Genomic DNA, 13,144 nt, shown 5'->3' on the forward strand with positions numbered 1-13,144 from the left:
TACTTTCACTTAGTCAACTCCAATAATTTGGGTTTAATGGTGTTTTCTATTAATCCAACCAAGTCTGCTAATGCTGGATAATTTGCCCCCACTTCAAGAATATAATCTAAGGTTCGTGGAATGTGTGACAGATAGCCATCTTTGCCATCACGATGAAAAAGCCGACAGAATATCCCGCTAGCCTTGAGGTGTCGCTGAATTCCAGTGAGATCAAACCAATAGGTAAAATCTTGCCATTGATATTGAGAATAAAATTGTTGGTGAAAGTGGCGCAGTAACAATTCAACCTGATCTGGTGGCCATTTTTGATAACAATCTCTCAATAACGAAACTGCATCATAAGTAATTGGGCCGATTACCGCATCTTGAAAATCAATGACACCAATATCGCCGTTGGCTAATAACATCAAGTTTCTACTATGAAAATCTCTGTGTACGCCTGCTTGTGGTTGAGATTTGAATGCTTGATGCAAAAATTCATAGGATTTATCGACGCTATCCATTTGGCTTTTTGTTAGCTTGATGTTTAAATGCACCTCAATTAGCCAATGGGTAAAGATGTATTTTTCTTTCCGCAACAATTCGTCGTCATAAAATGGTAAAGATTGTCCATTTGCAACGACACAAGACTGAATTGCAGGAATTTGATTAAGGGCATTGGTGTATAACACCTGCATGGTATCCGGATTTAATGCTTGACTGAATTGCTTATCACCAAAATCTTGTAAGCAATAAAAACCAAGTTCAGGATTATGCGCTAACACTTTTGGTACTATGACATGATGTTGAAAATAGGCATTGGCAAGATTAACAAATTTTGAACTGTCTTCGTATTCTGGCGGTGCATCTACGGCAATGATTGAGGTATGACTCAATTCATCCCAAAAGCGAAAATAGCGACGAAAACTTGCATCGCCAAAAATCATTTCTATTTTCTGACATCTAAACTCTGTGGAAGAATTTATCCATTGTAACAATGCCTTCTTGGTTTGCACTATTTGTGTCACGTTTTACCTCATATTTGTGGTATAAATATAGCCAATGCGAAAGCATAATAGATCAAAGGAAATCCATTGTGGTGTATTTTTTGGGAAGTTTATTGGTAAATCATGTTCAAGCACTTAAAATTTACACTTTTAATGTCGATTATCGACCTCTACACGGCAATTTAACTTAGACCCTGTATGCAAATTAACCAGATCACTTCTTTACTCCTGACCTGCGCTGTCGGGAGTGTTGCAGCTCAAGTTCAGCCAACCTCCTCCTGTGCAATTAGTACCGAGGATTTTGTTGCTGACCAAACTATTTCAGCCGATCAGATAAGAGTTAAGGCCAATCGTGCCCAAATCAACCAAAATCGCTACGCCACTTTCGAAGGCGATATCACCATTGATAATGAAAAAGCTCGAATTCTGGCCGACAACGCAACAATAGACAAAGACAAAACGGAATTGAAAGCCTCGGGGGATGTTAGCTACAACGATGATTTGATGGTAGTGCAAAGTCGCGACGTTAGATTGAATACCACCTCCGGTCAGTTATCAATGAATGATACTAAATACCACCTCCGCCAATTTGGTGGCAGAGGTTCTGCGGGTGTCATAGATATCGATCAGCAAGTGGGATTAGAATTAACTGACGTGAGTTATACCACCTGCCCTGAGGGTTCTGAGGACTGGAAAATAAATGCCAGCAGCATCAAAATTGAAGAGGATGCACTTTGGGGAGAAGCGGTAAACACAGTTTTTTACTTGAAAGATATTCCTGTTTTTTATTTACCCTATTTCGTTTTTCCAGTCTCAGATCAGCGTCAAACCGGATTGTTGTTTCCCGAAATCACCACTTCGAGCACCACAGGTTTAGATTATGAGCAACCGTTTTATTGGAATATTGCGGAAAATTACGATGCGACTTTGACTCCTCGCTTGATGACAGACTTAGGGTTGATGTTAAAAACTGAATTCAGGTACCTAACTGATAATAGCAACGGACAAATAAATATTGAATATTTGGACGATGACAAAAGCACAAGTGACAGTGACGCTAGATATTTTTATCGATTACTGAACTCCACCAGCATTGGCGATAATTGGAACCTAAATATTGATTACAACGCGTTGAGCGATGATAACTATATCGTCGACTTTGGTTCAGATTTTTACAATCGCGCAGATACTCACTTGTATCAAACAATGGCGTTAAACTACTACAGTGATAACTTAGATTTTTCCCTTAGTTTCAGAGATTTTGAAATAATAGGCGACCATCCGACAAATTATCGTGCAATGCCCGAATTGAAGTTAAACTATCAAACAGATATGTTTGCCGGCTTGGAATTTCGCATTACTTCAGAATTAGCCTATTTTGAGAACCAACAATCTGACTTACCGCAAGCAACAAGATTGCATTTTGCGCCCAGCCTGGCCTTACCGTTACGTGCTCATTGGGGCGAATTTTTAGCAGAAGCTACCTTGTTTAACACCTATTATCGCCAAGATAATATCGAAGGAACCGAGCTTGCAGAGCGCACTAACCGCTCATTAGCCCAAGGGCGTTTATTTGGTGCGTTACATTTCGAAAAAGATATTGAGTGGTTTGACAATGAATTGCGGCAAACATTAGAACCAAAAATTCAGTACTTGTATACTAGTTACGAAGACCAAAACCAAATAGGATTGTATGACACAACTCGCTTATTAAATGACTTTAATGGTTTGTTCCGTGGACAAGAATTTACAGGTCTCGACAGAATTAGTGACAACAATCAGGTAACGGTAGGTTTAACCACTAGAATTTTAGATGAAAATAGTCGGGAACAATTTGCCCTTAGTTTAGGTCAAATTTTCTATCTCAAAGATAACCGTGTTGTCGCGGCCAGCAAAGATGAAGATAAATCTGCGTTGGCATCTGAGTTGGATTGGCAAATTGGCAGTAAATGGTTTGCACATTCAGAAATACAGATTGCGACTAAAACTGATAAGGTAGAGCGCAGCAGTATTTCATTGGAATATCAATTAAGCGAAGATAAAATATTTCAATTGAATCACAGGTTTGTGCGTAATTTATCGGGCGAAAAAATTGATCAAATGGGGCTCACTGCGAGCTGGCCATTAGCAAAAAATTGGCATTGGGTCGGTAGATGGTATAAAGATTTAAACACTCAACGTACCATCGAAACATACACTGGTATTCAGTACGAGTCTTGTTGTTGGGCAATTAGCATTGTTGGACAAAGGTACTTAAGTAACCGATATGATGACAGTGGATTAGAAGATACACAGGAATTTGAGACCAGTGTTAATTTGAAATTTAGCTTTAAATTCACCGGTGGTGAAGCACGAACGAGTCGCCGAGATATGCTCGAAGATGGTCTTTTTGGTTATCGCCAATCTTACCTGATAAATTAATAACAGATATAATGTCCAAATTGAGGGCATTTTCACAACGTTTTGAGTAAAAGTAATAAACATGAAATTATTAGTCGTCGCTATAGCTTTAACCACACTTCTTACCTTTCAAAGTGTGGCACAACAGGTTTCGTTAGATAAAGTAGCCGTTATTGTCGATCAAGGTGTCATTTTAGAAAGTGAAATAGATGCATTGGTAGAACAAGTGAAACGCAATGCAGAAACCAATAATCAAACTTTACCGTCAGACCGTGCTCTGCGCACGCAAGCTATTGAAAAATTAGTCACTGATAACTTACAAACTCAAATGGCTGAAAAAATGGGGATACAAATCAGTGATCCTCAACTTGATCAAACCATTGCCGGCATTGCGTCAAATAACAATTTGTCGATGGAGCAGTTTAGAGCAGCTATTGCCAAAGATGGTATTCCTTTTGAAGTCTATCGTGAAGACATCCGCAAAGAGCTGATTACCCAAGAAGTTAGACGTGCAAATGTACGCAGAAGAGTTTATATCACACCACAAGAAATCGAAAACCTAGTCAAGTTAATTGATGAACAAGGCGCAGAACAGGCGGAATACAACTTAGGGCACATTTTGATTGGATTTCCTCCTCAGCCTACAGACGAAGATATTGCAAAAGCGAAATCAACCGCAGATAAAGTACTGGAGTTACTCAACAGTGGCTCTGACTTCACACGGATTGCGATAGCCTCTTCTTCTGGTTCAAAAGCACTAGAAGGCGGTGACTTAGGTTGGATGAACATCAACTCTATGCCAACACTTTTCGCTGAAGCGGTTCAAGATAAAGGCAAAGATGAAATAGTTGGGCCGATTCGAAGTGGTGCAGGGTTCCATATCTTGAAAGTAAAAGATTTACGTGGAATCGAAGTTGTCAAAGTACAAGAGGTCAACGCTAGACATATTCTAATCAAACCTTCAGTAATCTTAAGTGACGAAAAAGCGAAACAAAAATTAGAAGAGTATCGTAAACAAATCATCGCCGGTGATGCTACATTTGAAGAGCTTGCTAAAGAACATTCAGCAGATCCTGGCTCAGCGATTAAAGGTGGTGAACTAGGATGGAACGATCCAAATATATACGTTCCAGCATTTAGAGATGCTTTAGCTAATTTAGAAGCAGATGAAATTGGTCAACCTTTCCGCTCTTCACACGGCTGGCACTTAGTACAAATGATTGGTAAACGTGTTGACGATGCGACCGATAAACGTAAAGAAGACAAAGCTTATCAGCTTATCTTTAATCGTAAATTTTCTGAAGAAACGGATGCTTGGTTAAGGGAAATGCGCGACGCTGCTTACATAGAAGTGTTAGACCCTTCAAATGAATTAGGAAGTTAAATTGCCTTTCAAGATTGCGATCACGCCAGGTGAACCTGCCGGAGTAGGGCCAGATCTGATTATTCAGCTGGCTCAAAATAAATGGGATGCCCAATTAGTTGTTTTTGCTGACCGTACGATGTTAACCGAACGTGCGGCTATGCTTAACCTACCTTTGACTTTGCTCGACTACAAAAGCGATGTAGTCCAAGTGCAAGCACCTGGTCAACTGTACATCATCGATATCCCGACCAAATCTAAAGTCGTGGCGGGGCAATTGGACGCCAAAAATGGTTTATACGTTGTAGAAACATTGCGCCAAGCTTGTGCTAAAAATATGAACCAAGAGTTTGACGCGGTAGTAACAGGTCCAGTAAACAAAGGCATCATCAATGAGGCCGGTATTTCATTTAGTGGACATACAGAGTATTTTGCTAGTCAATCAAACACCCAAGACGTAGTTATGATGCTATCTACTGAGGGGCTGAGAGTAGTATTGGCTACCACTCATATCCCATTAGCCTATGTAGCAAAAGCAATCACTCGAGAAAGACTGCATAAAGTATTACACATTGTGCACACTGATATGAAGCTCAAGTTTGGGATACCCACTCCACATATTTTTGTTTGTGGATTAAATCCCCACGCTGGTGAAGATGGGCATCTAGGACGCGAAGAAATAGATATTATTATTCCAGCGTTAGATGAATTACGCGAACAAGGACTTAAAATCACCGGCCCATTGCCAGCAGATACAATGTTTCAAGAAAAGTACATGCAGCAAGCAGACGTTATTTTAACCATGTTTCATGACCAAGGCTTACCCGTATTGAAATACAAAGGGTTTGGCAAATCAGTTAACACCACCTTGGGTCTCCCCTTCATTCGCACATCTGTTGACCATGGCACTGCTTTAGATTTAGCTGGAACAGGTGAAGCAAACTCTGGAAGTTTTGAGTGTGCGATTAATGACGCGTTAAAATTGGCAGTAAAACGTATATGAGTAAACAACACTTAGGCCACACCGCCCGTAAGCGCTTTGGGCAAAACTTTCTACATGATGCTTACATTATTGATCAGATTGTTTCGGCAATTCATCCCCAAGAGGGAGAGAATTTAGTTGAAATAGGTCCTGGATTGGCGGCACTTACTGAACCTGTGTGTGAGCACATCAGCAAACTCAATGTAGTCGAACTAGACCGAGATTTGGCAAACCGACTCAGATCACATCCATTTATTTCGAAAAAATTGAATGTGATCGAGGCTGATGCACTTAAATTTGATTTCTCCGAATTATGTGATGAGCAAAATCCACTGCGTGTTTTTGGGAACTTGCCCTATAACATATCAACTCCTCTAATGTTTCATCTTTTCTCTTTTGCTAATAAAATCAAAGATATGCACTTTATGTTGCAAAAAGAAGTAGTGAATAGATTAGCGGCTAAGGCCGGTGAAAAAAACTATGGCAGATTGTCTGTTATGGCGCAATATCACTGCCAAGTTATTCCCGTTTTACATGTACCGCCTAGCGCTTTCAATCCTCCTCCGAAGGTCGATTCGGCTGTGGTACGACTGTTACCTCATACCCAAAAACCGGTTGAGGTCATCGAACAGAAAATGCTAAACCAAGTGTGCGCTCAAGCATTTAACCAGCGCAGAAAAACTATCCGTAATAGTTTAAAAAAATTAATTGAAGAAAAACAGCTTGAAGACCTAGGTCTCAATCCTGAGTTAAGAGCAGAAAATCTAAGTCTTGCAGACTTCGCAACCGTGGCCAACTTCCTTTCTCAACAAGAGTCTTAAAAAATAATGGATGCTAATGATATTTGCATTGATGTGCACACTCAATATCTTGAAGATAGATTTCCTGAAACCGAGGAAAAATATGCGTTTGCGTACAAAATAACGATCACTAATAACAGTAAAGATGAAGTTACCCTACTAAATCGCTACTGGTTAATTACTGATGGAAATGGGGATATATCGGAAGTTTCAGGCAAAGGTGTTGTCGGAGAACAACCGGTAATAAAACCAGGCGAACATTATCAATACACCAGCGGTGCTATTTTAGACACGCCAGTGGGCACTATGCAAGGGCACTACGAATTTAAAGATGCTCAGGATGAATTGGTTAAAGTACCTATAGACGTATTTAGATTAGCTGATTCAAACGTTCTTAATTAATAGTCAAACAGGCTCTTCGCAAAACTTATGTCTAATTACGTAGTTGGTGATATTCAAGGTTGTTACTCTGGTCTTCGGCAACTGCTTGATAAAGTAAAGTTTGACCCTGCCAATGACAAACTTTGGGCGGTAGGCGATCTTGTTGCTAGAGGACCCGACTCTCTTGACACCTTAATGTTTCTCAACTCTCTTGGTGAAGCATTCGATACGGTTTTAGGCAATCACGACTTACATTTCCTTGCGATTTTAGGACAATTAAAAGTAGCTAAGCGGAGTGACTTTTTAGGTCCCCTACTACGCTCTGACAAAGCACAGGAACTCGCTAACTGGTTAAGAACAAAACCATTGGCCTTGCGCATCAATAAAGAGACATTAATAAGTCATGCCGGTTTATATCCTGAGTGGTCTTTTAAAAAAGCTGTAGAGTTAAGTGATGAGGTTTCTGCTGTTCTCGCCGGTCCTGACTACTTACATATGCTAGCATCTATGTATGGCGCTGAACCAAATCGTTGGAATGAGCAATTATTGGGCATGGATAGACTAAGGTTTATCATCAATGCTTTTACTCGTATGCGCTATCTTAAAAAACTTAACACCTTAGAATTTGAAGCTAAGTGCGCGCCTAACAAATTCAACACATCATTAAAACCTTGGTTTGCAGTAGATAATCAAAAACTCAAAAAAAGTCAGCGTGTTATTTTTGGACATTGGGCAACGTTAATGGGACAAACCCAATCGAAACAATTTATCGGTTTAGACACAGGCTTCGTATGGGGAAACACCATGACATTATATTGTCTGGAGAGCGAACAAAGAATTAGTGTTCAAAATACAAATCGTTAACTCTGCCGACTCATGCACAAATTTCCTTTCTAAAGAATCATATACAAATGTCGATAATTTAAGACAGCATCAGATTTAGTTAATAACATGGAGTTTGGTTGAGATATCAATATCTTTGCAAAGGCTTTTAAGCCGCCGATGACTGGCGAGAATACCAAACTCAGCAACAAAAAAAGTGTGCAGATTATACTTAATAATCATTTGATGTACGTATCAAATCATTTAGTCATTATGTTTGTGGAAAACCAGTGATAAACTGATTTTACTTGTTAAAAAGTTGTGTAACTAAATTTATGACATTTCTGTCAAAATTTGACACGCTTAATGCAGAATTGTTAACAATTTGATCTTCACGAATATTAGAATAAAAAGATCAATAAAACAGAGGAATTACTAAATGAAAATATCAGTCGCAATGAGGGTAATAGGCGGATTTACGCTTATTTCTGTTTTACTACTGGTGATAGGTGTTTCCTCGCTATTTAATTTTAATTCGATTGATTCTGCAACTGATGAAGTAAACACCTTAGCCATCCCCACTTTAAACGCCAGTAATCAACTTAAAATTTCGTTTCTAAATATGGGTAGACTGACGGTTGCGGGTTATTACGAAACCAATTCCGAAGCCTTAAACACACAACTAGAAAATTTGCGTACAAGTGAATCTAATTTCCAAAACGAAGTGACGATGATCAAAGGTAAAGTCAGTAAAGACCCAATTTTTAGTCAAGCATTGCAAAACGTAGAAGGCATTTACCAACAATATACTAGCAATGTCAGTAATATGTTTGAAAGCCGAAAAGCCTATTTAGACGAAGGGGCAAGACTTGGCGATATCGTAGAAAGTGTTGAAGACAATTCAGATGACTCTTCCATGTTATTGCTAGATTTTGCTGATTTAGATAGTGTGCAATCCAACGCTCAATTAAGCGAAGCTGCTGAGATTGGCAGTAAATTAGAAACCTCATTATTATCACTTCTAACGGTGAGTGCAGATTATATCAAAACCGAAAATTTGGTTCGCGCCGACACTATTGGTAATGAAGTAGAGTTAGTCATAGGCCAAATTTCAGACCAGTTAGCAGAAATGCAATCACTAGCAGGAAACCGAGATGACAGCGGCACTATGCAAGAAATCACCAACCTGGTTAATTCTGTTATTAGCTCAGTCACTGCTTCAGACGGTTTACTTAACACCCAAGTCACTCGATTAAACAGTCAGTTAGCGGCATCTGAGGCGTTAGCGTCTTCAGAAGAAAATATTCAACAAGCAATTGCAGAATTAGATGCGCTGCTGAAAGTAGCTGAAGAAAAAACCAACGAGATGAAAGATCAAGTAGCAAATCGTGTGGCCCTGGGTACAACTGTGATTATTGTGCTAATAATCGTTTCTGCCGTTTTAGCAGCATGGATAGGATGGGCCAGCGTAAGAGCCATAACAGTGCCACTTAGAAAGGTCAATGAAGTTCTACATGTCGTCTCTTCAGGTGACTTAACCCGCAAGTTAGACGATAGTTCAGATGACGAATTTGGAGAATTGGCCACCAGCGTCAACAACCTAATCGATAGCCTAAAAACGTTAATCACTGGAATAAGTACACGCGCATCTCAATTGGCCGCAGCATCAGAAGAAACGTCGACAGTGACCGCACAAACCACGCACTCGATTCAGAATCAGAAATCTCAAGTTGCTCAAGTGGCCGCAGCAACCACAGAAATGCACAGCACATCTCAAATGGTTACGCAAAGCGCTGAAGATACCTTGAATCAAATTCGCCATGCCGATGTTGAAGCTGAAAAAGTAAAAGGTATTTCGTTAAACAATAAAATGACCATTGAAAAGCTTGCAGTTGATGTCGACGATGCTGCCAATGTAATTAATAAACTTCATCAAGATAGCGCGAGCATAGGTGGTATCTTAGACGTAATTCGCGGTGTAGCTGACCAAACTAACCTACTAGCATTGAACGCGGCGATAGAGGCAGCTAGAGCCGGAGAGCATGGTAGAGGTTTTGCGGTAGTGGCTGACGAAGTTCGTACGTTAGCGAGTCGTACGCAAAAGTCTACGCAAGAAATTAACGACATGATTGAAGTTCTGCAAGCAGGCGCTGAAAAAGCGGTGATGGTAATGAACCAAGGCAAAGAACAAACAACTGTCTGTGTAGAGGAAACAGAAAAAGCGACCCAAGCTCTTGATCTAATTACCGAAGCTGTGCATAGAGCACATGATGTAAGTAGCCAAATTGAGCAATCTGCTAGAGAACAGAACGTGGTATCTCAAGAAATTAGTGAGAAGCTGGAGAATATTGTTGGGATTGCTGAAGAAACCTCGATTGGCGCACAGCAAACCGCAGACTCAAGTGAAGAAGTTGCACGTTTAGCTGAAGAATTGCAGGCTTCTATTCAACAATTTAGAGTCTAAAATGGCAAACTAAAACCAGACGATACAAAAATAAAAACGCTGCATAAAATGCAGCGTTTTTTTTATTTCAGTTTATTAATTGCTAAACCATCATTCGAATAGCGAACGATGCAATTCCTTGACAATTTCAGTACTGTCATCCTGATGCACTAGGAATGACATATTGTGGGGGTTAGCACCGTAGCAAATCATCCGTAAATTATAATCTCTAACCGAAGAAAATATTTTTGCTGATACGCCAGCGGCACTATGCATATTGTTACCCACCACTGTTACTAAATCATAATCGCTTTCAACCACCACCTCACAAAAGTCACGCAATTCATCAAGTGTTTCGCGATTAAGTCTTTCCGCAACGGAGTTAGTTGGATTATCTAAGGTAAAGGATACTGCTATTTCAGAAGTAGTTACCAAATCGACACTTAAGCTGTGCTTAGCAATAATAGTGAATACCTGCTGCAAGAAACCTTGAGCATGCATCATTTTAGGTGTTTTCACAGTCACCATCACTTGTTGCTTACGACGTGTAATAGCGCGATAAGGCGGCTCATTTACACAATCTCGTACTATCCAAGTTCCGCCTTTCTCTGGTTCTTTGCTCGAGCCTACAAACACCTTAATGTTTTTACGCAGCGCTGGCTCCATGGTAGCAGGATGCAGCACTTTGGCACCGAAGTTGGCCATTTCGGCCGCTTCATCGAAACTCAATTCTGGAAGTGGTCTGGCTGCATCAGTAATTCGCGGATCTGTTGTGAACACACCAACAACATCTGTCCAAATTTCGCAACTAACCGCATCCAAAGCTTCAGCTAATAAAGCCGCAGTGAAATCACTTCCTCCGCGACCTAAAGTGGTAGTTCGGCCTTGCTCATCAGCACCAATAAACCCCTGAGTGACATAAACTTTTTCAGCTAACTCAGACTTCATTACTTGGCTAGCTAAAGATTTAATTTCATCGATTTGTGGAACAGCTTCACCAAATACGGAATTGGTTCGCAGAACATTGCGGGCATCAAAGTTTTCCGCATTCACGCCCTGCTCTTTTAATACTTCGGTAATCAATAAAGATGACATACGTTCGCCAAATGATAACAAACCATCTTTCAGATCATCGCGATGCAACAACTCTTCGTGAAAAGCTAATGCTTCCATAGCGTCAAATAAAGAGCTTAATTTTTCAGTTACTTCATCTGGTTTAGCAAGCTGAGCAACAATTCCATTTTCAATCGTTTTGATCTGCTCAAGAATTTGCGCTATCTGTGCATGAGTCAATGCTGTATTTGATAAGCTAACTAGATGATTGGTTACACCAGCAGACGCACTAACAACTACCACGCGAGTAGAAGGGTTAGCAGCGATAATCTTTGCGCAGTTTTGCATTGCGGCATAATTTGCCACACTAGTGCCACCAAACTTGGCGATGTTAAGGTCAGGAATTGTCACGCTAGATCCTCTTTGAAAATAATCGCAGTAAATTAACAGATATAAACTTATTTAAAAGTAATAAATAGCAATTTCCTTCGATTAGTTTTGAATTGACTATGCATTTTTCAACTGAATAATTATCTACATTTTCTATATAACAATTCAAAATGGATATTTCTGAATTACCTTTAGATGAAATGATAGAACTGTTTAGTAAAAACCGAATATGCTTGCTGCTTAATTCAATTTACTCTTATGAGCAAGTTTAGCGGCATTATCTTCCCAATTTTGTCCATCGAAAGGAACGATTGTGATTTCAGCAGGTTTAGTGTCTAAGCATCGAACATTCACATCAACGCCATCAGGGTTTGAGCGTGGAATATAAAATGGCTTAGCGCCACAAACTTTGCAGAAGGTGTGCTTTGCAACACCAGTATTGAATCTGTATTCAGTTAGGAACTGTTCACCGCAGATTAAATTGAAGTGCTGCTTAGGAACAATCAGATGCAAAAAACCGAACTTACTGCATACGGAACAATTGCAATCCTCTACTTCGACTTGCTCTTCAGACTCCACTTCAAACTGAACTGCTTTACAGTGACAACTGCCAGTGTATTTCATCAACCATACTCCGGATTAACTTCATTTGCGGCACCATTAAATAACAAAGTCACTAGCTTTTGCTTTACTAGGGTGTCTGAATTTGTACAAAGTGTCCTACTTTAACATCGTGTTTTGCAAACCAACCTATATTCATCTCTAACGCGTAAAGCACTTTAGTTGAAGAATTGATTGAGGTTAAATCATGTGGTTGCATACCTCTAATGTCCGTTATCTTGCCTTTTTCATCAATAAAGGCGACATCAAGGGGAATGAAGGTGTTTTTCATCCACATACCCGCGATACGTGGTTGGGAATATTTGAATAACATGCCGCAACTTTCGCACAGTTCTTCTCTATACATTAAACCTGTGGCACGTTGCTCAAAAGACTTGGCGTACTCCACAGTTAATACCTTGTCGCCAACTTGCACTATTGCTTCTTCAAATTCGACCGCTGTGGCAGCCAATGATAGAACGGAAGCGGCAATAAATAATACTGCCGCATATACATTTTTAATCATAAATTTTTGCATGAACACCCTTCAACGCCATCACTTGTTTGCCAGGTTTCATAATGCCCCTGAACACATTGGTTTTTTACTGTAAAACACTGTTGTTGGTTATAGCCTACTTGAGTATCTGCAGCATTTGCTGCCGCATGCCCCAAAAATTCTTTGGTCGAACTTGCGGTGCACGCGTTTAGGCTTACTAATACTAACATTAACAATATGGTCTTCATTAATAGTCTCTAATTTTTTCGATTAAAATTGCACTAATTGGAGCTTATCGGCAGTATTTAGTTCCCTTTCCCTAAGCTTGGCAAAATAGATAGAAAACAGATATTAGTGTTCACTTAAACTTCTTCAGTGTCAGCCAATCCAATCAACTAATAAATAGCATGCATAAAAAAACCGAACGA

General features: G+C 39.9%; 12 protein-coding genes. 7 read left to right on the forward strand and 5 right to left on the reverse strand.

The window, feature by feature from the left end; genetic code table 11:
* Nucleotides 1-5 precede the first annotated feature (5 nt).
* Nucleotides 6-1,007, reverse strand: a complete 1,002-nt coding sequence (locus VUI23_RS16200; RefSeq protein WP_216047225.1) for a phosphotransferase — start codon at nt 1,005-1,007, stop codon at nt 6-8.
* Nucleotides 1,008-1,184: 177 nt separating this feature from the next.
* Between VUI23_RS16200 and lptD the strand changes: the two genes are divergently transcribed.
* From lptD to VUI23_RS16235, 7 genes are all read left to right on the forward strand, one after another.
* A complete protein-coding gene (lptD, locus tag VUI23_RS16205; protein WP_342805011.1) occupies nt 1,185-3,407 on the forward strand; it encodes an LPS assembly protein LptD in 2,223 nt (740 codons plus the stop codon).
* A 61-nt stretch (nt 3,408-3,468) separates the two neighbouring features.
* Entirely contained in the window at nt 3,469-4,770 is a 1,302-nt protein-coding gene (gene surA / locus VUI23_RS16210) for a peptidylprolyl isomerase SurA (RefSeq protein ID WP_216047227.1), read from the forward strand.
* A 1-nt stretch (nt 4,771) separates the two neighbouring features.
* Nucleotides 4,772-5,752: a 4-hydroxythreonine-4-phosphate dehydrogenase PdxA gene (gene pdxA / locus VUI23_RS16215; protein WP_342805012.1), complete on the forward strand. Its 981-nt coding sequence runs from the start codon at nt 4,772-4,774 to the stop codon at nt 5,750-5,752.
* A complete protein-coding gene (gene rsmA, locus VUI23_RS16220) occupies nt 5,749-6,552 on the forward strand; it encodes a 16S rRNA (adenine(1518)-N(6)/adenine(1519)-N(6))-dimethyltransferase RsmA (protein ID WP_342805013.1) in 804 nt (267 codons plus the stop codon). The genes pdxA and rsmA overlap by 4 nt, the downstream gene beginning before the upstream one ends.
* A gap of 6 nt (nt 6,553-6,558) precedes the next feature.
* Nucleotides 6,559-6,933 carry a Co2+/Mg2+ efflux protein ApaG gene (gene apaG / locus VUI23_RS16225; protein ID WP_342805014.1) on the forward strand — a complete coding sequence of 125 codons (375 nt, stop codon included), beginning with the start codon at nt 6,559-6,561 and terminating at the stop codon, nt 6,931-6,933.
* A gap of 27 nt (nt 6,934-6,960) precedes the next feature.
* A complete protein-coding gene (locus VUI23_RS16230; protein ID WP_342805015.1) occupies nt 6,961-7,776 on the forward strand; it encodes a symmetrical bis(5'-nucleosyl)-tetraphosphatase in 816 nt (271 codons plus the stop codon).
* 397 nt (nt 7,777-8,173) lie between these two features.
* Nucleotides 8,174-10,198 (forward strand): methyl-accepting chemotaxis protein, encoded by a 2,025-nt coding sequence (locus VUI23_RS16235; protein WP_216047232.1) that lies wholly within the window; start codon nt 8,174-8,176, stop codon nt 10,196-10,198.
* A gap of 90 nt (nt 10,199-10,288) precedes the next feature.
* Here VUI23_RS16235 and lysC read toward each other — a convergent pair whose 3' ends face one another.
* From lysC to VUI23_RS16255, 4 genes are all read right to left on the reverse strand, one after another.
* On the reverse strand, nt 10,289-11,641 hold the full coding sequence (lysC, locus tag VUI23_RS16240) for a lysine-sensitive aspartokinase 3 (protein WP_216047233.1): 1,353 nt from the start codon (nt 11,639-11,641) through the stop codon (nt 10,289-10,291).
* Between the two features lie 219 nt (nt 11,642-11,860).
* Entirely contained in the window at nt 11,861-12,244 is a 384-nt protein-coding gene (locus tag VUI23_RS16245) for a GFA family protein (protein WP_342805016.1), read from the reverse strand.
* Between the two features lie 67 nt (nt 12,245-12,311).
* Complete coding sequence (locus tag VUI23_RS16250) at nt 12,312-12,758, reverse strand: DUF192 domain-containing protein (RefSeq protein WP_342805017.1); 447 nt, start codon at nt 12,756-12,758, stop codon at nt 12,312-12,314.
* Nucleotides 12,743-12,964 (reverse strand): hypothetical protein, encoded by a 222-nt coding sequence (locus VUI23_RS16255; RefSeq protein ID WP_303501400.1) that lies wholly within the window; start codon nt 12,962-12,964, stop codon nt 12,743-12,745. The genes VUI23_RS16250 and VUI23_RS16255 overlap by 16 nt, the downstream gene beginning before the upstream one ends.
* Nucleotides 12,965-13,144: the final 180 nt, after the last annotated feature.

Source organism: Alteromonas sp. M12, assembly GCF_037478005.1.
Classification (GTDB): Bacteria; Pseudomonadota; Gammaproteobacteria; order Enterobacterales; family Alteromonadaceae; genus Aliiglaciecola; species Aliiglaciecola lipolytica_A.